Raw genomic sequence first — 19,989 nt, 5'->3', positions numbered from 1 at the left:
CGCATGCCGAGTGACAGCCCACTGCTGCCTCCCTTGAGTGCAAGGGTCAACCAGCTGTTCAGGACCTTCCATTCAAGGTCGGAACCCGAACAATCCGTGACCATCGTCGCGCGGTCCATCAGCCACCTCATCGGCAGATCTGTCGAGGAGACCGAGATCGTCCGACTCCGGGCGGGCGATCACGACGACGGCAGCGCCGACCCCGAGCTGCTTTCCGGCATTGCGCAGCATTTCTCGGTGTCTGGTATCTACTTGGGCACCGAGCCGCATGTCGTAGCCGGTATCGACCAGGACCTACGATTGCTGGCCGCCGCGCGTGATGCCGGTGTCAAGCACATCGCGTTGCGAGGTGCCAATGTCGATGCCGGACAGCTCGCCGCGGCGCTGGCCCATCTTGCAGAGATCGACGAGAAGCGTTAAGTCGGCCAGGGCCGACGGGGGGACGATGGACCAACAGAAATTCGACGAACTGACGCGCACGGCGCCGATCCCCTACCCATGGGATCCGACCGAGTACGTCAACCGCGTCGCCGAAGCCCGCGGACGTCCGATCGTGCTGTGCCCGATCGATCCACAAGCGCTGGCAGGTACCGGATGCGGAACCGGCAGCGGATTGTGGATCGCGCGCGAACACGACGACGTGATCATGTACGGCGGCGCGACCGAGTCGCACGCCTACCACATCATCGCCCACGAGATCGGGCACATGCTGCTCGGCCACGACCAGGCGGGGGCTGGCTCGACCGAGGCTGCCGATGCTCTGCCGTTGAACGACTTGATGCCGTCCCTGACAGCCGAAAGTATCCGCAGCGTACTGCGGAGACAGGACTACGGCAGCGACCGCGAGCGTGACGCCGAGACTTTCGCCGACCTCTTGATGGTCCACGCCATGCTTCCCCAACGGACGCCGAGCCGGATCCGCTCGACGCTGTTCCGCGCTCGGCACCGGTGAGATGACTTCCCACATTCCGCTGTATCTGAGCGTGCCGATCATCGTAGGCATCTTTGCGACCCTGACCGGGCGCGCACTGCTGCTGAACGAGACCACGGTGGACCGGCTGATCAACCGCGCGATCGCTGCCGCGCTGGTCGGCATGCTGCTACGCGAGTCATGGGTCGAACACGCCCTGGCCTGGATGCTGCCGGGAGACGACGACAACGTCGTGAATCTGGCTAGACAGATGTCGCATGGACCGGTCTTGCTGATCGTGTCCAGCCTCTACGGGATCGCCAAACTGTGGGGCGGCGCCGACCCGGCAACAGCATGGAAACGACAGCGCAGATACGACCTTTTCGTTGTCGCCTGCACCGTGATCCTCATGATCGCCGGCACACCAGCGCGGCGAGCGAACCTGCTCGTCGATCAGCTTCTGGGCTGGCCGGCGGTCGTCTTCTTGATCGTCTACTGCCTTCCCATCGCGGCCGCCATGATATTGCTCGTCCGGATCTGCATCCGGGAGATGCGCCATGAGGACACCACCGTCTACGAACGCGCGGTCTTCGCTGTCATCTTGATCACCGGCGTCGGGCTCTGCGCCGACATAACCTTCAGCGTGGTCGAGGCGATCACGTGCGTCCTGACCGACCAGCCGATCGCCGATCCCGAGATGCGGAGAGACGCAGCGACGTTCGTGGCCGCGACGGTCTTCCTGGTCGGCGTCACGGTAGTCCCCTTGGTCAGCACTCTCATCATGAGGCTGGGCTGGGACCGCGTCAGCCGGTACCGGCGACGCCTGCACCCCCTGTGGGCGGATTTGACCGCTGCGGTACCCGAGGTCGTGCTGGATCTGCCGCGGGGCCGGGGCAGCGACATCGACCCAGCGGTTCTTCTGCATCGCATGACCGTGGAGATCCGCGACAGCCTGTTGGACCTCGAGCGCTACACCGATGCCGGCGAGACTCTTCGGCCCGGCAGCGGCGGTGCACAGGACAACGCACGGCGGATCGCGGTGGCGATGGCCGCCAAAGCCGGAGGCCGCGAACCGCGGATCGGCCTCACATCATTCCGCACCGAAATCCAGCCAGGGACCCACGACCTCACTGCAGAGCTTGTGGACCTGCTGGCGCTGGCCGAAGCATGGCCGCGCGCCCGCGGCATGCTTACCACCGATGACCGCAGACGTCTCGATCTGTCTGTGGCCAGATAGGAGCTACGCCATGGTGACCACCACCTCGGCCCCGGCGCCCCACCGCGCTCTCCCCCACCCGAAGTTCCGGCTTCCGTGGTTCGGCGACTTGCTGACCACCGATCCGGTCAAGCCTGTCCAGATGTCGTGGCGGGACGCGCAGAACCTCGGCGAGATCTTCGAGCGCAAGATCATGAACTGGCCGATGGTCGTGGTTTCAGGCACCGACCTGATCAACGAGGTCAACGACGAGAAGTTCTGGACCAAGCACGTCGGGGTCCTGTTCAAGAAGCTGCGGCCGATCGCTCGTGACGGCCTGTTCACGGCCTACAACCATGAGCCGAACTGGCACCGAGCGCACAACATCCTCGCGCCGAGTTTCACCGCGCAGTCGATGCGCAGCTACCACGACACGATGTGTGGAGTAGCCGACGAGCTGGTGGACTACTGGAGCGATCGCGCCGGCCAGTGGGTTGACACTGCCGAAGACATGAACCGTTTCACTCTGGAGGTCATCGCTCGAGCCGGTTTCGGCGGCTACGACTTCGAGTCCTTCGGCCGCGACACCCCTCACCCCTTCGTCGCCGCGATGCTGCGCTCGCTGCGCTACATCAACAGCTATGCCAATCTGCCTACCTTCCTGGAGAAGACCGTCGGGCGCCGGGCAGCTGCTCAGCACAAGCTCGACATCGCCACGACACACGCGATCGTCGACGAGGTGATCGCGGCCCGCAAAGCCAGCGGCACCGTCGGTGAACACGGCGACCTGCTCGATCGCATGCTCACGGTGGAGGACCCCGAAACCGGCGAGCGGCTCTCCGACACCAACATCCGGTATCAGATCTTCACGTTCCTGGTCGCAGGCCACGAGACCAGCGCCGGAGCCCTGGCGTTCGCGCTCTACGAACTCGCGCGAAACCCGGAGGCAGCGGCGAAGGTACGCGCCGAGATCGACGAACGTTTCCCCGGCCGCGACCGGCCGACGATCGCGTTCGAGGACGTGGCCAAGTTGCGGTCGGTCCGTCGCGTCGTCGATGAGACACTCCGGCTCTGGCCCGTGGCCCCGGGATACTTCCGGGAGGCGATCACCGACGTCACTATCGGCGACGGCTACCACTTCAAGCCCGGCAATTGGGTATTCGTCCTCACGTTGCAAGCCCATCGCGATAAAAGCGCTTGGGGCGAGGACGCGGACCAGTTCGAGCCCGACCGCTGGCTCAGGACGAACCTCGCCGAGACCGACAACCGTCGAATCTACAAACCCTTCGGCACCGGCCTGCGCGCCTGCGTCGGCCGCCAATTCGCCTACCACGAGATCATGCTCGCGCTGACCTACATCCTTCATCAGTTCGACTTCGAGCACGAGCCCGACTACGCGCTCGACATCGCCGAGCAGATCACCCTCAAGCCACGAGGCTTCAAGCTGCGAGTCACCCCCCGGCGGTAGCTGCGAGCGCCGAGGCCGGGTCGATCTTCGCTCCACACATGGTGTGAACGAGCGAAATGACGCGTTTCGCGCTGTCTAGGGAATCATCCAGTTTTGTTCGCAGGGCAGGCGCGGCAACAACAGCGCAGCAGTGTCGGCGAGCAACGTGGCCACTGCGTTCGTGTGAGTGGCGTTGAAAGCGGCCACAAATCGGCATGCTGCACTCACACACGCCTCGTAGAACAGGTCTAGGCGGTCGCCGCCGATGTCGGACCAGCGGATCTGGACGATGACATCCGGCTCCGCAAACTGTGATGTGCAATTCTCTGGCATAGTGGGCCAACTGGGAGTAGTTGCCGGGCATGTTCACGGGGCGAGACCGCCGTGTTCCCGGAGGGAACGGGGCGCCGCGGCCGAGGCGTGTCCTCGGCGACGGCGGTGGACTACTTCAACGGGGTCGGCTGGCCTCGGCTGGCACCAACATGGTGACAGCTTCGACGACACACGCCGGCTTGCTGCTGCCGCTATGTTCGATGGTGACCTTGGTGACCATCTGGTACCCAGATGCTGTCTCGGAGACCGAAACCAGCTCGACGCCCGCCCGGACTGCCGAGCCGACCGGCACTGGCGAGGGGAATCGCATCTTGTTGGCGCCGTAGTTGACACCCATTTGCATGCCCTCGACCGTGTAGATCTGCCAAGTCAGCATCGGGACGAGCGACAGCGTCAAGTAGCCGTGTGCGATTGTGCCGCCAAACGGACCATCCTTCGCTCGCTCGGCATCCACGTGGATCCATTGGTGGTCCCCGGTCGCATCGGCGAATCTGTCGATCTGTTCCTGCGTGATGGGGTGCCACTCGGAGTACCCCAGATGAGTACCTACGGCCTGTTGGAGTCCGTAGAGGCCATCGAGATATTTCACGAGCGTGGCCCTCCTGCCACGTAGAGCACCTGACCCGAGACGAACCCCGCACCCTCGCTCACGAGGAACGAGGTGGCGTGTGCGATATCGGCGGGCGTGCCGGTGCGGCCGACTGGGATCTCCGCAGCGGCAGCGCTTTTGAATTCTTCGAACGACATCCCGATGCGCGCCGCCGTCGCTGCTGTCATCTCGGTCTCGATGAATCCTGGTGCGATCGCGTTCGCGGTGACACCGAACTTGCCCAATTCCAGGGCCAGCGTCTTGGTGAAGCCTTGTAGGCCGGCCTTCGCTGCGGCGTAGTTGGCTTGTCCGCGGTTGCCGAGCGCGGACGTGCTCGACAGGTTCACGATTCGACCCCACCGGGTGGTGGTCATATGTGCTTGCACCGCACGGGCCATGAGGAAGGACCCGCGCAGATGGACCCTCATGACCACGTCCCAATCGTCGGTGGTCATCTTGTACAGCAGGTTGTCGCGGAGGACACCGGCGTTGTTCACCAGGATGGTCGGCGGGCCCAGTTCGTCGGCAACCCGCTCGACAGCGGATCGGACACCGAGCTCGTCGGAAACGTCGGCGCCGACGGCAATCGCCTTGCCGCCGGCTCGCTCGATCGTCTCGACGATCGGTTTGCCGGCCGACTCGTCCAGGTCGACGACAGCAACGGCGTGGCCGTCACCGGCCAGTCTCAGCGCAATTGCCGCACCGATGCCGCGTGCTGCGCCCGTGACGACGGCGGTCCTGGGTGTGACTGTGGTCAATTTTCACTCCTGTTCGGATGGTGGTATTCGGATGGAGGTTTGCGGGATCGGGTCGAGACTCGGTTGCTAGACCGCGGCTCGGTGCAGGGACTCGAATCTGCGCTGCGGTCGCGAAGAGCTTCACCGCACCACACAGTGAACGGTCGTCTCACCCCGGCAACTGACCTCGAATCAGCAGGTAGGCGATCGCTGTCACGATCTGTCGAATCGGGTCCACCAGGTCGATGTGCATCGGTTGCTCCCGTCTATGCAGGGTCGAATTTCGCTACCAGCCACGTCGTTCCGTGGCGCTTCATTTCGATCCGGACCGTCGTGCTCGTCGTTGTCGGCTCAGCGACGTCGACTGTTTTCGTCGACTGGTTCAGGAACACCAAGACGGCGGCCCGGTCTTCGCTGAATTCGGTGATCGCTTTCCCGACGACGGTCGCGGAGGTGTCGATCTTCTTCTCCTTCGCCGCGGGGATGACGACGTCGCGTGTGAAGGAGCTGTAGTAGTCGGCGAATGAGCCGGTGAGCAGGTCGCTCGCGCGTTGGAGGTCGGTGTCGACGGTGTCCGACCCGTAGCTGAGGATCGCGACGGTGGCATGAGTGGCTGCGTCGACTGCTGCCTGCTGTTGGGGCGGCCCCGCGGCGGTATCGCGTGGTGCGATGACGAATGCCAGGTATGCCCAGCCGAATACGGCCACGAGTGCCGCAACCGCGCACAGCATGAGCGCGGTTCGTCGCCGGGAAGGAGGCGGTACGTGCCGGAGGATGTTCATGCCACGAACTCCACTTTCGACATCTTGTAGCGGTTGTGGTCGTCGGTCATCGTGACGCGCAGGCGCCAGCTTCTGGTTTCGTTCTGGGCGCCGGCTGCGTTGGTGACCGACGATGTCGCGTACACCAGCACCGTTGCTGATCCTGCGTCCCGGGATTCGATTCCTTGGGCGACGACCTCGCCGGTGGTGACTACTTTTGCTTGCTGGACAACGGATACGAACGATGCTGACCGGGCCTCGAAGTCCTTTCTGAACGCGCCGGTGGATTGGTCGAGGACGTTCTTCACGTCGTCTGGGGCCGAGGTGTCCCGGATCGAGATCATCGCGAGGATCCCCGAGCGGGCGGCGTCGAGAATCTCTGCGTCCTCGATACGCTGTCGCTCCATACCGCGATGGTCACGCAGCGTTGTTGCCGCGAGTCCGGTGAAAACCGCAGCGAAGATCGCCAATCCGAGGGTCGCCGCGACGAGCCGGTCGAGGCGGCGCAGCGCTCGCGTGAGGGCGGTTATATGGTCGGCCATATCAATTCTCTCCCGTCTCGATTGGGGTGTTCTCGCCGAGCGGGACGTAGCCGCCCGGGTCCTTGCATTGCTCGACCGTGGGTGCGCGTCGGCCGGGGTTTTCGATGCACGGCAGGTTTCGCGCGCCGCGGACGACGGTCGGATCGTTCTGTGGGACAGCGCAGAACGCGGGGGTCTGCAGCGGAATCGGTTCCGAGTCCTCCGCTGAACGCCGTTGGCTGGGAGGAAGGAATCCTGTCGTGCACGGCGGGGGCACGTTGATGTTGAGGTTGAAGTCGAGGTTGCCCATCGACGGTTCCGAGCCGGCGGTAATGCTCTGGATCGCGGCTGCGACCGCCGGGTAGATGACGAGGACCTGCTCGACACTCATGTTGTAGATGCGCAAGACCTCAGCGAGGGAATCGAGGTTGCCGAGTGCGCGGGGAAGCGTCACTCGGATGTCGCCGAACAGGGCGGTACCGCTCTCCCCTGCCGGCCCACCGTTGTCGATCAAGCTACTCAGCGCGGCGTCTCTTTCTGCGACGGATCGGGTGATGGAACTGAGGTATCCCGACCATGCGCGGAGTGATTCCGCGCTGGCGACTTGGGTGGCGAGAAGTGGCCCCGCGCCGTCGATGAGCGATCGTGTCGGGCCGATGTTCTGCAGTCCTTCGTCGATGAAGGCGCCGGTTCCATCCAGGATCTGCTGAAGCTCGTTGCCTCTGTTGCGGAAAGCCGTCCCGCTCTCGTCGATGAGGACGCGCAGGTCATCGCGTGGGACGTCGTGAAGTGCCGAATCGAGCGTGTCGATGAGTTCGGAGGTGGGTGTGGGCAATTGACCACCGACGATGGTGTCGCCGTCGTTCAGGTAGGGGCCGGAGCCGGTTTGTGGGAGCAATTCGATGTACTGCTCGCCGATGGCGGATCGGCTGTGTACTTCCGCGACGATGTCGGTCTTGGGGATGTCGATGGCGGCGTCGAGGAACATCGTGACGACGACGGTGTCGGCGTCGACGCGCAAGTTGTCGACGACCCCGACCTGGATGCCGCGGTAGGTGACGTTGGACTTCGCGTACAGCCCGCCGCCTGCGGGGAGGATCAGTTCGACTGTGTTGCGGCCTATTCCGAGCATCGCTGGGACGCGCAGGTACTTCATCCCGATCCACGCGACGGCCAGGACGGTGATGGTGGCGAAGGCGATCAGCTGGTATCTGACGAGTCGCGACAGCAGCATCAGTTACCGCCTTGTTCGGTTGGCCGGGGGTTGCCCAGGTTCAGTGGGGTGATGAGTGGGTTTCCCGGGGTCGGTGGGAAGGGTGGGAGCTGGCCGATGATGCCGCCGAGCGAGGCGAGTTGACCCATCGCGGGTGTCCCGGTCAGCAACGCCCGGTCGAGCCGGGCCGTCGTCAGGTCCAGGTTCAGGAAGAGGTTCGCGAAGTCGCCTTGTACCGCGTTGCGATAGGTGTTCATCGGGAAGGGCAAGGTGGCCAGCAGAGAGAGCGAAGAAGTCAGCGATGGTCCGGAGTCGGCCAGCGCGCGGAGCGCCGGCTCGAGCGCCCGCAGGTCGGCATCGAGGTCCGCGCGGCTGGCGGTGATGAGGGCGTCGGCCGATCGCGCGAATCGGCCGATGGCGTCGATCGCGCCGATGAGGTTCTCGCGCTGGGCATCGAGTGTCGCCAACGCCGGGTCCAACGTCACAAGTGCGTGGTCGAGTGTGTCGCGGTCGTTGGCGACGATGGTCGAGAAGCGGTCGAGCCCTTGAAGTGCCGCGACGATATCGTCGCGTTGCTGGTTGAGTCGCGTGGTGAAGTCGCGCACGTTGGCGAGCAGGCTGCGGACGGTGTCCTCTCTGCCGGACAATGCGTCACCCACTTCGCGGTTGATCTCGGCGAGTTTGCCGACGCCGCCGCCGGTGAGCAGGAACGACAGGGTCGACAGGGTCTGCTCAGTGGTGGGATAGGCGTCGGCACGGTCGAGTGCGATACGGTCACCGTCGTGTAAAGCGGTTGTGGCTGAGCTTGTTTCGGGCGGGATGAGTTCCAGGTGGGCAGAGCCGAGCAGGCTCGTGGCACCGATCTTGGCGGTTGTGCCGTCCGGCAATGCGACTTGCGGTTCGAGGGAAACCGTGACCAGTGCATGCTTGCCTTCGACCCTGATCGACCGGACGGTCCCGACTGTCACATCGTTGACGCGTACCCGCGCGTTTTCGGTGAGGGTGGCAACGTCAGGCATCTCGATGTCGAGCGACCACGAGCCTTCCCCTGTTCCGGCGGCGCCGGGCAGTGGTAGTTGGTTGAGTCCGGTCCATCCGCATCCCGCGAGAATGGATGCTGTTCCGAGCAGGCCCACCAGACGTGCGCAGATGCTCATCGTGGACCTCCTGGCAGGGGAAGCGTGGGCAGCATGAGTCCTGGGAAGCCGGGAAGCGACGGTGCCGGTGGGGGCGTCTGGATGGGCTCGGGAGTGTGGTTCGGTACGGGCGGCCCCTGGGCGAGGGCGGGGTCGCTGTAGTCGATCTGGTCGGGCAGCGCACCGACCGAGTTCCCGACTACCGCACCGACCGGGGGGTAGTTGAAGGAGAGGGTTTTCAGCAATGGCCCGAGGTAGTGGATGCACAGTTTCGTTGCTTCCTCGGCGCCTTGTTCTCCGGCGGCGGCGATGGCCGAGCAGATGAATTGGACCGGATTGGCGAAGTTCGTCATCGCCAACACCCCGGTCAGAGAGTTCTGTGCTGGTTGGTAGATGTTCTCGAGGTTTGCCAACACGGTCGGCGCGGAGTGAAGGACCTGTTCGAGGTCGCGTCGCCGGTCCACCAGGGCCTGCGTGGCTCCGCCGAGCTTGTCGACGGTGTCGCCGATTCCTGCCCTGTTGTCATCGACGAAGGCACTCAGGTCGGCCACCGCGGCATCGAGATCTGTGATGGCATCACCCAGGGAGGTCTCGCTGGTCGCGACAACTTCGGACACCGTTGCTAGTCGATCTCCGAACGCGACGATCTGTGCGTGGCTTTGCGCAAGCGCGTCTACGAGCACCGACAGGTTCCGGACGGCGGCAAAGAGGTCGCTCCGTCCGTCGGACAAGGTGGTGATCGCCTGCGCCAAATCTGCCAGTGTCTGATTGAACGTGGCTCCGTTGCCTCGCATGGTGTCGGCGGCATCGGTGACGAAGGCGCCCAGGCTTCCGGGCTCTCCGGGCTGTGGACCCAATCGTTTCGCCAGTCGTGTGAGCTGTTCTTTGATCTTGTCCCATTCGACCGGCACCGCTGTCCGTTCTTCGGGGATAGAACCACCGTCGGGCAGTTCCGGCCCGCCGGCATAGGCAGGGGTGAGCTGTACGAATCGGGCGGTGACCAGTGTAGGTGACACGACGACAGCTTGCGCGTCGGCAGGCAGTCGCCGGCGTCGGTCCAGGGTCAGGTGGACAGCGACCCGGGTGCCTTCAGGTTCGATGCTGTCCACGACACCGACCGTGACGCCGAGAATGCGCACGTCATCACCCGGGTACAGTCCAACTGCCGCGGGGAAGTAGGCGACGATCGTCTTGTCGTTGAGCCGAGGAACGATCCCGTAGCTGATGACCGCCATCACGACGAGAAGGCCGGCGATCGTACTGCCTACCGATACCTTTCGGTTCTTCTTCATCGCGGCGCCTCCGGAGGTGGAACCCGGCCGTCGCCCAGGGCGGCGTCGACGAACGGTTGAATGAACTGGCCGGGAATCAGGTTTCCGACGTAGGCGTTGAAGAACGGGCCGCTACCGACCGCCTCGCCGAGAGTCCCCATGTACTTGACGAGGCCGGGCAGCGCGGCATCGATGGAGCTCCTGTTCCGCTCGAGCAGGTCGAGCACGCTGTTCAGGCGCGCCAGTGTCGGTGCGAGTTGGTGGCGGTTGTCGTCTACGAGGCCGCTGATCTGCTGGGCGACGGCCGACAACGCGTTCGACAGTTTCGCGATCGCCGCTCGTCGGGCGTCCAGCTCGGCGAGGATACGGTTGCCGTCGATCACCAGGGTGTTGATCTGTCGGCTGCGTTCGGCCAGCACGCCGGTCACTTTCGATCCGTCGGCGAACAGCTGCCTCAGTGTCTCGTCGCGAGAGGCCAAACTTGCCGACAATCGAGCGACGCCGTCGAGCGCATCGTCGAGTTCTGGCGCGGCTTCCTCGAGCACACCGGATGTCGTGTGCAGAGCTTCCGACAGCTGCTCGGTGTCGATTCCGGCGACGTTGTCGGTGAGTCTTCCGAGCTCTGTGGGCAGGTCGTAGGGCGATCTCGTTCGTTCCAGGGGAATCGCCGAGGTGTGGTCGAATTGCTTGCTGTCGGCACTCGGCGTGAGCACGATCGCTTTGCGTCCGAGCGCGGTTCGTGTCCGGGTCTGCGCGCTGGGAGCGGCTCCGAGGGCGAGATCGGCGCGGACTCGCACCGTCACTTCGACGTCGGTGCCACGCAGCGTGATGTCACGCACGGACCCCACGTTCACGCCGGCGAACTCGACGCGATCGCCTGTCTTCAACCCACCCGCGTCGGCGAAGATCGCGCGGATCTCGTTGTCGGAGTTGAGCACGGGCAGCCGGTCATAGCTCGCGACGGTCGCGACGGTCGCCAGGACGAGTACTCCGCCGACGAGACCGGCTCGCAGTGTGTTTCGGTTCTCGTATCGCCTCATTGCGGTGTCACGCACCTGCCTTGTTTCTGTTGCACGAGTTTCGTGACGATCGGGGCGCCTGCGGGGCCGTCGATCTTCAACGTCACTGCGCAGAGGTAGAAATTGAAGAAGCTGCCATAGGCGCCCAGCCGGGTCAGCCGTTGGTAGGCATCGGGCAAGGCGGTAAGGACGGCTTCGACTTGTGCGCTGCCGTCGTCGAGAAGTGTTGCCGCGCGGTTGGCTTGGGCGATGGAGTCTCGTAGGGGTTGACGGTCCGCGACGAGCAGGTCCGTCAGCGTCGTGGATGCCGATTCGACGTCCGCGAGCGCGTCCGCGACCGAAGTTCCCTTCTCGGCCAGGGCCGAGACCAGTTGCTGGAGGTGGTCGATCACGCGAGATAGCGCGCCGCTGTCCTCTCCGACGGTGGCCAGTACCGCACCCAGGTTGGTGATGACCGACCCGATGAGCGCGTCACGATCGGCGAGGGAGGTGGTGAGCACCGCGATCTCCTGCAGGATGCCGGTGATAGTTCCGCCTTGCCCTTGCAGGACGCGGAGCAGCTCACCGGTCAAGCGATCGATCTGATCGGGGTCCAGCGAGCGGGTCAGTGGGGCCAAACCGCCGAGGAGCGAATCAATGTCGAGGGCCGGCGCAGTTTGCGCGAACGGAATGGTGGCACCAGCCGGCATCGGGTCGTCGACCTGATCGCCGTTGACGAGCTCGAGATATCGGTCTCCGAGCAGGTTCGCGTAGCGAACTTTCAGGCGCGCGTCGCGGGTGACCCGGATGTCGCGAGCGACGTCGAACACGACGTCGACGTTTCTGCCGCGCAGCTCGACATCGCCCACTCGTCCCACGTCGACGCCTGCTATCCGGACGACGTCGCCCTCGGTGAGGCCGGACACGTCGGCGAATTCGGCGCGATAGTCGGTCCTGTGGTCGAGACGAATTCGGCCGAGCACCATCACGAGAAGTCCGAGAACCATGACCATCGTGAGGGCGAAGCTGCCGAACTTCAGTGCGTTCTTCATCGTGGGGCTCCTGGGATGCCGTAGAGCATGAAGTCCAGGACGTTGAGCTGCGCCGGCCGATCGGTGGGCCGGTACGGATTCACGCCGGTGTCGGTGACTAGGTATTTCGCCGGTCCCTCGGCGATGTCGAGGTGAGGTAGTTCGCCACACCGCGGACCACCGCCGGCAGCGACTTTGGGCAGATCGTGGGGGTATCGATAGGGCATTTCACCTGCCAGAAGCGTGGCGCTGATGTTGACTCCCGGCACCGCAGCGCCGACGAAGGTCTCGATGTCTGCCCGCGCCTTGTCCAGGCCTTGAAAGAAGCACGGCAGCCCGGGTGCGTACCTGTCGAGCAGTTCGGCTGTCGGGCGGATCGACCGCAACAGAGATTCGGTGGCTTGGCCGTTTGCGTCGAGCAGTTCGCCGCCGGCTCGTCCCACACCGATCGCTGCCAAGAAGAACCTGTCGAGTCCGTCGGCATTGTCGACCACCGTCGTTCCGGTCGTCGACAGCGAGCGCAGGATCTCGATGACGTTCGGAGCCGCGTCGGCGTAGATGGTGGCGACCTCGGCCGTTGCTGCCAGGTCGCGTTGCAGATTGTCCAAGCTCGGACGTAGCTGAGTTAGGTACTCATCGGCCTGATCGATCGTGTACCCGAATTGCTTGCCCCGGCCGCGCAACGCGTCGGAGATCGCCGAGAGTGCCGCGTTGAGGTTCTCCGGTGCTACGGATTCCAAGACGGCGGTCAGCCGCTCGAACAGAGTGTTGATCTCGGGGGTGACACCTCGGTTGTCGATCGTATCGCCGCTCGAAATCATCTGGGCCGACCGATCTTTCGGAATCTGCAGCGCTACGTACTTCGCACCGAAAACGGTCGTGCTTTCGATCGCGGCGCCGACGTTGACCGGAATCGTCCGTGCGTGCTCCGGGTCGAGATCGAGCTCGATCGACACGAACTTGTCTTCTTCCCTGATCCTTCCGACACTGCCGACCTGGACGTCGAGCAGCTTCACCCTCGCCCCTGCTTCGAGATTCACCCCGGACCGCTGCGCCAGCAGACTGACGGTCACGCTGTCGGTGAACTCACCCCGGAACTGGGCGACGACGAGCGCAGCGACCACGATGACGCATCCGGTGAACAGAACTCCTGCCGTGGTGACGTGGGGTTCCCGCGGCCCCTTCCGCACTAGCCCGATCATCCGGCGAAGTTGAATTTGCCGGATGTGCCGTACACCGCCAGCGACACAGCCAACGTCACGAACACCACCGCGGCCAGTGACGCGCGGACCGCTCGACCGACTGCCTCGCCAACGCCTGCGGGCCCACCACTGGCGGTGTAGCCGAAGTAGGTGTGGATGAGCATCACAACCAGTCCCATCAATATCGCCTGCAGGAACGACCACAGCAGGTCTGTGGGCACGAGGAAGGTGTAGAAGTAGTGGTCGTACACACCGCCCGATTGGCCGTAGACGAGCACCGTTGCCGTGCGGCTCGCGAGAAACGACGCGATGACGGCCACGCCGTATACGGGGACGATCGCCACCATGCCGGCGAGGATCCTCGCCGATGCCAGGTACGGAATCGATCGCACACCGATTACTTCGAGGGCATCGATTTCTTCCGAGATGCGCATGGCACCGATCTGGGCTGTCGCCCCGGCACCGATCGTCGCCGCCAGGCCTACCCCGGCGATGACCGGGGCCGCTACCCGCACGTTCACATAGGCGGCGATGAATCCGGTCAACGCTTCGACACCGACGTCACCCAGCGTCGTATAGCCCTGCAGGGCAACGACAGCCCCAGCCGACATCGTCAGGAATCCGACGATGACGATCGTGCCGCCGATGACCGCCAAGGCACCGGACCCGAGTGCGACTTCGGCGATCAGCCGCAGCGTTTCGCGACGGTATTTGGCCAGTGCAATCGGGATTTCGACGATCGCCTTGCGATAGAAGACCGCTTGCCTGCCGATCTCGTCGACTGCCCGCTTCACCGCCATGGCGCGAAGAAACAGGAAACGAGCCGGTCGCGAGGTGAACCGAGGTACTGCCAGCGTCATTCAGCTACCTGCTGTCATCTTGATACCGATCGCCGTGAGGGCGATATTGACGAAGAACAAAGCCATGAATGCGTAGACCACCGTCTCGTTCACGGCCTGGCCGACACCTTTGGGCCCGCCTCGCACAGTGAGGCCGCGTGAGCACGCGACAAGCGCGGCGATGAGGCCGAACATTCCGGCTTTGATCTCGGAGATCACCAGCTCGGGCAGTCTGGTCAACAGCGGAATTCCATCGACGAACGCGCCCGGTGTCACGTTCTGGAAGTACACCGAGAAGAAGAAACTTCCCACGATGCCGATCGCGCACACCAGCGCGTTGAGCAGCAGCGCGACCACGGTCGATGCGAGCACCCGTGGTGCGACCAACCGGACGACCGGGTCGATGCCGAGCACCTCGAGTGCGTCGATTTCCTCCCGGATGGTCCGCGACCCGAGGTCGGCGCAGATCGCGGTCGCACCTGCCCCGGCGACCACCAGCACGGTGACAACCGGACCCACCTGGGTTACCGCACCGAGCGTCGCGCCGGCGCCCGCGATGTCCGATGCACCGAACTCCGCGGCAAGGATGTTGAACGTAAAGCTGATCAACGCCGTGAAAGGAAGTGCGACGAACAGGGTGGGCAGCAATGAGACCCGAACGATGAACCAGCACTGATCGAGGAATTCTCTGCCCTGAAACGGCCAGGTCACCATGCCACGGAACGCGTCGAGCGACAGAAAGAAGAACTCTCCCAGGGAACGTAGTGGTCCTTGGACAAGAGCTCGCATAGTTCTACTCCCGCTGTCGAATCGAATCACGGCGCGGCCGTGGACGTTTGAACCCGCTGGTGAATGAACCGGAGATGCTCCGGACAGTTGATTCGCCCCAGGGGTGGCGATCGTGCCGGCCTGATCGCGGCGAGGCGCGCTAGACCGCTCGAGCGTGGATCGCCTGGTAGACGGCGCGCAGGTATGCCTCGCTCCGCGGTGAACCGAGGATGCCCAGGCCCATCTTGTTCATCATGTAGGTGACGGTCATGCGGCGGTCCACGTCCATGACGACCATCGATCCGCCCCAACCTCCCCAGAAGCAGATCCGCTCGTCGGGGATGTAGGCGAGGGTGCGAGGTTCGGGCAAGCCGAAGCCGATGCCGAAACGCAACGGGACACCGAGCACCAGATCTCGGCCGTTGCTCTGTTCCTCGAAGATCAGCTCGATCGTGGCCGGGGACAGCAAGGTGACGCCGTCGACGGTTCCGCCGCGCGAAATGACCGACATGATGCGCGCGAGGGAGCGCGCGTTGCCATGGCCGTTGTAGGCGCCGAGATCGGCGCGGCGCCACGAGGCGGTGTTCGCGGCCGCCGCATCCAGCGGCGGGGTTCCCAAGGCTTTGCGAAGCAAGTTGTCCTCGGGCAGTGCCGTGATGTCGATCGGCAGTGGCGGCGGGGGAACCACATCGGCAATGCGCGGCCAATCCGATTCGCGTGCGCCGATGTGGAAGTCGGCTCCCAGCGGGCCCGCGATTTCGTCGGCGACGAACTGCGCCAGGGTCATCCCGGAGACTCGGCGAACGACTTCGCCGAGCAATTGGCCGTAGTTCTGGGCGTGGTAGCCCGAGGCCGTGCCCGGCTCCCACCAGGGCTTCTGGGCTGCCAGGCGCGAACTCGCCAGCTCCCAGTCGTAGAGATCATCCATGTCGAACGGTGGCTCCCACCCGGCGACGCCGGAGGTGTGCGCCAACAGATGACGGAGCTCGATTCGGTCCTTGCCGTTGGCACCGAATTCGGGCCAGTATTCCGCGACTGGTGCCCGGACATCGAGTTGTTGCCGGTCCACCAACATCAGGACTGCCAAGCTCGTGACGGTCTTCGTCGACGACCAGACATTCGTGATGGTGTCGGCTTCCCAGGGCCGTGTCTGATCACCGTCGCAGAATCCGCCCCACAGATCGACCACGACATCACCATCGATATCGACGACGATCGAGGCGCCCAGCTCCTCTCCGGCGGCGATGTTCTTCTCGAACTCGGTTCGGAGCTCGTCGAATTCGGGGCGACATTGCCCGCTAACAGTCATGACTTACGTTCCCTTCGGTGTATACGTGGGGTCGCCGAGCAAGGCCGCCACCGCGATGGCGGCCTTGCCTGCGTCCGGGTCATCTCCGGTGATGAGGTCTGCGTAGATGAACGATTCGGTGATCCGCGCGATGAGATAGGCCAGATCGTGTGCCGCCATCGGGTGGATGAGGTGGCCACGGTCGAGTTCTTGCTGCACCACACGCTCGACGGCACCGACGATTTCGGTCAACACCGGGCTCTCCTTCGTCGTGAGCAGGCGCAACGCCCGTTCGGGTTCCCGACGCAGGAATGCACGGAAATACGGTGCGTCGATCAGCGCCTGACCGAACGTGTGCGTCGCATCAGCGATCCGGGCCGCACCGCTACGAGTAGTCGCTGCCACCGCCGCGCGATGGGTCGGCTCGGCCAGCGACCACAGCACGGTGGCGAGCAGATGATCGCGATTGCCGACCCAGCGGAACAGCGTTGTGCGATCGACCCCGAGTTCGGTGGCGAGCTTCTGCATATCCAGTCGGTCGCCCTCGAGGAACTTGCGTCGTGCGACGGAGACCGCCTGATCGGCTTGAGCCTTGCTGTGACCGGTACCACTCATGAATGCAACATACTCACAGATGTAGCAACGAATCAAGTTTTTGTTGCAAACCGCCGTCGGCTCAGGCCGGCAACCCGCTCCAGCCAGACGGCGCAATCCGACCTCCGAGTCGGCGCAAAAAAGTACCCCGAGCAGGGATGTTCTGAATCTGCAAGGCCGAAGCCGGGGCAGCGGTTCACCAAGTGCACGCCTCGATAGAGCTCCATTGGCAACGAACCGATTTGTCGGGAAAAGTCAAATTGTTGTCGCGCAGAAGCAAGTTCTCCTCGCTGACGCTGCTCAGACTTACAGCTTGTCCCGTCCTGCTGGAGAAGACACCCGGCAGGACCGCGCTTGCCCATAGCGATCGCCGGTCGGGAGCGAAAGGACAAGCGCGACCGGTCGGACGACTTCGATTCCGGCCGATCATCGACCGCACATTCTTGAGGACGGACACAGTGAGAACACGGTTCATGCGGCAGTCGACCTGGCAAAACCAGGCACCGGGATCGGCCGAGCCCGGGGCCCGCCGGTGAACTATCAGACACTGTGCTACCAGGTCGACGAGTCGATCTTGACCATCACGCTGAACCGCCCCGAGAATCTCAACGCGTTCACCGTGACCATGGCCGACGAACTCGTGCACGCCTTCGAACAGGCGAGCCGTGACGACACGATCGCCGCAGTCGTGGTGACCGGCGCCGGACGCGCGTTCTGCGCCGGCATGGATCTGTCGGTCGAGGGCAACGTGTTCGGCCTGGACGAAACCGCACGACCTACACCGGCGGACATGCAGCAGCGACTGACCGATCCGTCGATCCAGCAGGGCGTGCGCGACACGGGTGGACGCGTGGCTCTGGCCATCTTCGCGTGCACAAAACCGGTGATCGCCGCCATCAACGGCGCCGCGATCGGAGTCGGGGCCACGATGACTTTGCCCATGGACATCCGAATCGCCAGCAGTGAAGCGCGCATCGGGTTCGTCTTCGGCAAGCTCGGCATCGTGCCCGAAGCGTGCAGCACGTGGTTCCTGCCGCGCATCGTCGGAATCAGCCGCGCCCTGGAATGGGCCTATTCCGCCGAAATCCTCAGCGCCGATATTGCTTTCGAGGCCGGGCTCGTCCGGACAGTGGTACCGGCTGCGGACCTGTTGGAGGCGGCGTACACGCTCGCCAGAAAGTTCACCACCGACCGTTCACCGGTAGCCACCTCGCTCACACGGCACATGATGTACCGCAACAGCGCGCAGCCGCACCCGATCGACGCGCATCGAGTCGATTCGCTGGCGATGTTCTACACCAGCATCGGCGACGGCAAAGAAGGCGTCGACGCGTTCCTCGGCAAGAGGCCTCCGCAGTTCACCGGCCGAACCAGCCATCAGTTGCCGCAAGTGTTCGGCTGACCCACCCCACCTACCGAGGATCACGAAATGCAACCCATATCCAGAGGAGACACCGCACCGATGTTGAGCACGATGCAGGACGAGCCGCTCTCGCTCGCGACACTGCTGAACTATGCCTCCACCTTCCAGGGCGACAGCACCGTATCCACCTGGACCGGCAGCGGCGTTCGGACCATGACCTACCGCGAAATGGGCTCCGAGGCGGCACGGTTGGCGAATGCACTGCGCGGACTCGGCATCGGTGTGGGCGACCGGGTGGCGACGTTCATGTGGAACAACAACGAGCACATGGTCGCCTACATCGCCGTCCCCGCCATGGGCGCGGTGCTTCACGCGCTCAACATCCGCCTGTTCCCCGAGCAACTGGTCTACGTCGCCAACCACGCCCAGGACCAGGTCGTCATCGTCGACGGCTCACTGCTGTCCATGTTCGGCCAATACCTGCCGAAACTCACCACCGTGCGCCATGTGATCGTCGCCAACGGCGACTCCTCGGCCCTGCAGGCGCCCGAAGGCGTTCGGGTGCACTCCTACACCGAACTGCTCGCCGAACACCCTGACACGTTCGACTATCCGGTGATCGACGAGCGGTCGGCCGCCGCGATGTGTTACACCTCCGGCACCACCGGCGACCCGAAGGGCGTCGTCTACTCACACCGCTCCAATTGGCTCCATGCCATGCAGGTCGCGTCGCCGATGGGCATGGGCTGCACCGGATCCGACAACGTGCTGGCGATCGTGCCGCTGTTCCACGCCAACGCCTGGGGCCTGCCCTACGCGGCGCTGATGGCGGGCACGAATCTGCTCATGCCGGACCGCTTCCTGCAGCCGGGCCCGTTGCTCGAGATGATGGCCGACCAGAAGCCGACCTTCGCCGCCGCCGTGCCGACCATCTGGGGCGGCGTGCTCGCCGGCCTGGCCGCGCGGCCACAGGATATCTCGCACCTTCGCGCTGCCGTGGTGGGCGGTTCGGCGGTGCCACCGTCGATGATGCGTGCCTTCCAGGAGCAGCACGGCTTGCGCATCGTCCAGGCGTGGGGCATGACCGAGACCTCACCGCTCGGTAGCGTCGCGCACCCGCCCGCGGGTGTCACCGGCGAGCAGGAATGGGAATTCCGTTACACCCAGGGCCGTTTCCCTGCCGGCGTGCAAGCGCGGCTGGTCGGCGACGACGGCAACGTCGTGCCCACCGACGGGGTTTCGCTGGGCGAGTTGGAAGTTCGCGGACCGTGGATCACCGCGTCCTACTACTCCCCCGACGGCACTGTGATCGATCCGGACAAGTTCGACGACGGCTGGCTGCGCACCGGCGATGTCGGCAAGATCAGCACCGACGGCTACCTGACCCTGGTCGACCGCTCCAAGGATGTCATCAAGTCCGGTGGCGAGTGGATCTCCTCGGTGGACCTGGAGAACGCGGTGATGGGTCACCCGGCCGTCGCCGAGGCCGCCGTGATCGGTGTGCCGGACGAGAAATGGGACGAGCGCCCGCTCGTCGCGCTCGTGCTGGCCGAGGGCGCCACCGCCGAGGCCGTCGAGCTGCGCGACTTCCTGGCCGACAAGTTCGCCAAGTGGCAGCTGCCGGAGCGCTGGACCTTCATCGCCGAGGTGCCGAAGACCAGCGTCGGCAAGTTCGACAAGAAGCGGCTGCGCGCACAGTACGCCGACGGTGATCTGACTGTCACCTCGCTGCCCTGACCGAGGCTCCCAGCCACAACCCAACGTCCTCGGAAGCTGATTTCGGCTTCCGAGGA

20 protein-coding genes are annotated in these 19,989 nt (G+C 64.3%); 6 read left to right on the top strand and 14 right to left on the bottom strand.

The window, feature by feature from the left end:
* Positions 1–3 precede the first annotated feature (3 nt).
* Genes ACWF82_RS21290 through ACWF82_RS21275 form a run of 4 tightly spaced genes read left to right on the top strand, consistent with a single transcriptional unit; the run spans position 4 to position 3,573 of the window.
* Positions 4–420 (top strand): hypothetical protein, encoded by a 417-nt coding sequence (locus ACWF82_RS21290; protein WP_452503590.1) that lies wholly within the window; start codon positions 4–6, stop codon positions 418–420.
* A gap of 25 nt (positions 421–445) precedes the next feature.
* Positions 446–952, top strand: a complete 507-nt coding sequence (locus tag ACWF82_RS21285; protein WP_379032148.1) for a hypothetical protein — start codon at positions 446–448, stop codon at positions 950–952.
* A 1-nt stretch (position 953) separates the two neighbouring features.
* A complete protein-coding gene (locus ACWF82_RS21280) occupies positions 954–2,147 on the top strand; it encodes an MAB_1171c family putative transporter (protein WP_452503588.1) in 1,194 nt (397 codons plus the stop codon).
* Positions 2,148–2,157: 10 nt separating this feature from the next.
* Positions 2,158–3,573, top strand: coding sequence for a cytochrome P450 (locus ACWF82_RS21275; protein ID WP_452503586.1), 1,416 nt, complete (start codon positions 2,158–2,160; stop codon positions 3,571–3,573).
* Positions 3,574–4,000: 427 nt separating this feature from the next.
* On the opposite strand, the gene ACWF82_RS21270 is transcribed toward ACWF82_RS21275, so the two are convergent.
* The 14 genes from ACWF82_RS21270 to ACWF82_RS21205 all read right to left on the bottom strand — a co-directional run bounded on the left by ACWF82_RS21270 (position 4,001) and on the right by ACWF82_RS21205 (position 16,950).
* Positions 4,001–4,474 (bottom strand): MaoC family dehydratase, encoded by a 474-nt coding sequence (locus tag ACWF82_RS21270; protein WP_452503585.1) that lies wholly within the window; start codon positions 4,472–4,474, stop codon positions 4,001–4,003.
* A complete protein-coding gene (gene fabG / locus ACWF82_RS21265; protein WP_452503583.1) occupies positions 4,471–5,232 on the bottom strand; it encodes a 3-oxoacyl-ACP reductase FabG in 762 nt (253 codons plus the stop codon). The genes ACWF82_RS21270 and fabG overlap by 4 nt, the downstream gene beginning before the upstream one ends.
* A gap of 245 nt (positions 5,233–5,477) precedes the next feature.
* Complete coding sequence (locus ACWF82_RS21260) at positions 5,478–5,993, bottom strand: twin-arginine translocation pathway signal (RefSeq protein WP_452503581.1); 516 nt, start codon at positions 5,991–5,993, stop codon at positions 5,478–5,480.
* Positions 5,990–6,379 carry a hypothetical protein gene (locus ACWF82_RS21255; RefSeq protein ID WP_452503580.1) on the bottom strand — a complete coding sequence of 130 codons (390 nt, stop codon included), beginning with the start codon at positions 6,377–6,379 and terminating at the stop codon, positions 5,990–5,992. Before ACWF82_RS21255 ends, ACWF82_RS21260 begins: the two co-directional genes overlap by 4 nt.
* A 136-nt stretch (positions 6,380–6,515) precedes the next feature.
* Positions 6,516–7,727, bottom strand: a complete 1,212-nt coding sequence (locus tag ACWF82_RS21250) for an MCE family protein (protein ID WP_452503578.1) — start codon at positions 7,725–7,727, stop codon at positions 6,516–6,518.
* Positions 7,727–8,842: an MCE family protein gene (locus ACWF82_RS21245; RefSeq protein WP_452503576.1), complete on the bottom strand. Its 1,116-nt coding sequence runs from the start codon at positions 8,840–8,842 to the stop codon at positions 7,727–7,729. Before ACWF82_RS21245 ends, ACWF82_RS21250 begins: the two co-directional genes overlap by 1 nt.
* Before the next feature lie 17 nt (positions 8,843–8,859).
* Complete coding sequence (locus ACWF82_RS21240) at positions 8,860–10,134, bottom strand: MCE family protein (RefSeq protein WP_452503574.1); 1,275 nt, start codon at positions 10,132–10,134, stop codon at positions 8,860–8,862.
* A complete protein-coding gene (locus ACWF82_RS21235) occupies positions 10,131–11,153 on the bottom strand; it encodes an MCE family protein (RefSeq protein ID WP_452503572.1) in 1,023 nt (340 codons plus the stop codon). Before ACWF82_RS21235 ends, ACWF82_RS21240 begins: the two co-directional genes overlap by 4 nt.
* Positions 11,150–12,163 carry an MCE family protein gene (locus ACWF82_RS21230; RefSeq protein WP_452503571.1) on the bottom strand — a complete coding sequence of 338 codons (1,014 nt, stop codon included), beginning with the start codon at positions 12,161–12,163 and terminating at the stop codon, positions 11,150–11,152. Before ACWF82_RS21230 ends, ACWF82_RS21235 begins: the two co-directional genes overlap by 4 nt.
* A complete protein-coding gene (locus tag ACWF82_RS21225; RefSeq protein WP_452503569.1) occupies positions 12,160–13,332 on the bottom strand; it encodes an MCE family protein in 1,173 nt (390 codons plus the stop codon). Before ACWF82_RS21225 ends, ACWF82_RS21230 begins: the two co-directional genes overlap by 4 nt.
* Positions 13,333–13,340: 8 nt before the next feature.
* Positions 13,341–14,144: an MlaE family ABC transporter permease gene (locus ACWF82_RS21220; protein ID WP_452503708.1), complete on the bottom strand. Its 804-nt coding sequence runs from the start codon at positions 14,142–14,144 to the stop codon at positions 13,341–13,343.
* Between the two features lie 60 nt (positions 14,145–14,204).
* A complete protein-coding gene (locus ACWF82_RS21215) occupies positions 14,205–14,972 on the bottom strand; it encodes an MlaE family ABC transporter permease (RefSeq protein WP_452503567.1) in 768 nt (255 codons plus the stop codon).
* 139 nt (positions 14,973–15,111) lie between these two features.
* The gene (locus ACWF82_RS21210; RefSeq protein ID WP_452503565.1) at positions 15,112–16,260 is read right to left on the bottom strand and encodes a serine hydrolase domain-containing protein; all 1,149 of its coding nucleotides are present in this window, start codon (positions 16,258–16,260) and stop codon (positions 15,112–15,114) included.
* Positions 16,261–16,263: 3 nt separating this feature from the next.
* A complete protein-coding gene (locus ACWF82_RS21205; protein WP_452503563.1) occupies positions 16,264–16,950 on the bottom strand; it encodes a QsdR family transcriptional regulator in 687 nt (228 codons plus the stop codon).
* Positions 16,951–17,365: 415 nt separating this feature from the next.
* Between ACWF82_RS21205 and ACWF82_RS21200 the strand changes: the two genes are divergently transcribed.
* The gene (locus ACWF82_RS21200) at positions 17,366–18,235 is read left to right on the top strand and encodes a crotonase/enoyl-CoA hydratase family protein (protein WP_452503561.1); all 870 of its coding nucleotides are present in this window, start codon (positions 17,366–17,368) and stop codon (positions 18,233–18,235) included.
* A gap of 60 nt (positions 18,236–18,295) precedes the next feature.
* The gene (locus ACWF82_RS21195; protein WP_452503559.1) at positions 18,296–19,933 is read left to right on the top strand and encodes a long-chain fatty acid--CoA ligase; all 1,638 of its coding nucleotides are present in this window, start codon (positions 18,296–18,298) and stop codon (positions 19,931–19,933) included.
* Positions 19,934–19,989 lie beyond the last annotated feature (56 nt).

The organism is Nocardia sp. NPDC055053, from assembly GCF_053608285.1.
The sequence above is the reverse complement of the archived record's forward strand: the minus strand, read 5'-3'. Positions and strand labels throughout refer to the sequence as shown.

Excerpts from the sequence above, each read along its gene's own strand:
- ACWF82_RS21290 (WP_452503590.1), top strand. The coding sequence starts at position 4 with ATGCCGAGTGACAGCCCACTGCTGCCTCCCTTGAGTGCAAGGGTCAAC.
- ACWF82_RS21285 (WP_379032148.1), top strand. The coding sequence starts at position 446 with ATGGACCAACAGAAATTCGACGAACTGACGCGCACGGCGCCGATCCCC.
- ACWF82_RS21280 (WP_452503588.1), top strand. The coding sequence starts at position 954 with ATGACTTCCCACATTCCGCTGTATCTGAGCGTGCCGATCATCGTAGGC.
- ACWF82_RS21275 (WP_452503586.1), top strand. The coding sequence starts at position 2,158 with ATGGTGACCACCACCTCGGCCCCGGCGCCCCACCGCGCTCTCCCCCAC.
- ACWF82_RS21260 (WP_452503581.1), bottom strand. The coding sequence starts at position 5,993 with ATGAACATCCTCCGGCACGTACCGCCTCCTTCCCGGCGACGAACCGCG.
- ACWF82_RS21255 (WP_452503580.1), bottom strand. The coding sequence starts at position 6,379 with ATGGAGCGACAGCGTATCGAGGACGCAGAGATTCTCGACGCCGCCCGC.
- ACWF82_RS21250 (WP_452503578.1), bottom strand. The coding sequence starts at position 7,727 with ATGCTGCTGTCGCGACTCGTCAGATACCAGCTGATCGCCTTCGCCACC.
- ACWF82_RS21240 (WP_452503574.1), bottom strand. The coding sequence starts at position 10,134 with ATGAAGAAGAACCGAAAGGTATCGGTAGGCAGTACGATCGCCGGCCTT.
- ACWF82_RS21235 (WP_452503572.1), bottom strand. The coding sequence starts at position 11,153 with ATGAGGCGATACGAGAACCGAAACACACTGCGAGCCGGTCTCGTCGGC.
- ACWF82_RS21230 (WP_452503571.1), bottom strand. The coding sequence starts at position 12,163 with ATGAAGAACGCACTGAAGTTCGGCAGCTTCGCCCTCACGATGGTCATG.
- ACWF82_RS21220 (WP_452503708.1), bottom strand. The coding sequence starts at position 14,144 with ATGGCGGTGAAGCGGGCAGTCGACGAGATCGGCAGGCAAGCGGTCTTC.
- ACWF82_RS21215 (WP_452503567.1), bottom strand. The coding sequence starts at position 14,972 with ATGCGAGCTCTTGTCCAAGGACCACTACGTTCCCTGGGAGAGTTCTTC.
- ACWF82_RS21210 (WP_452503565.1), bottom strand. The coding sequence starts at position 16,260 with ATGACTGTTAGCGGGCAATGTCGCCCCGAATTCGACGAGCTCCGAACC.
- ACWF82_RS21195 (WP_452503559.1), top strand. The coding sequence starts at position 18,296 with ATGTTGAGCACGATGCAGGACGAGCCGCTCTCGCTCGCGACACTGCTG.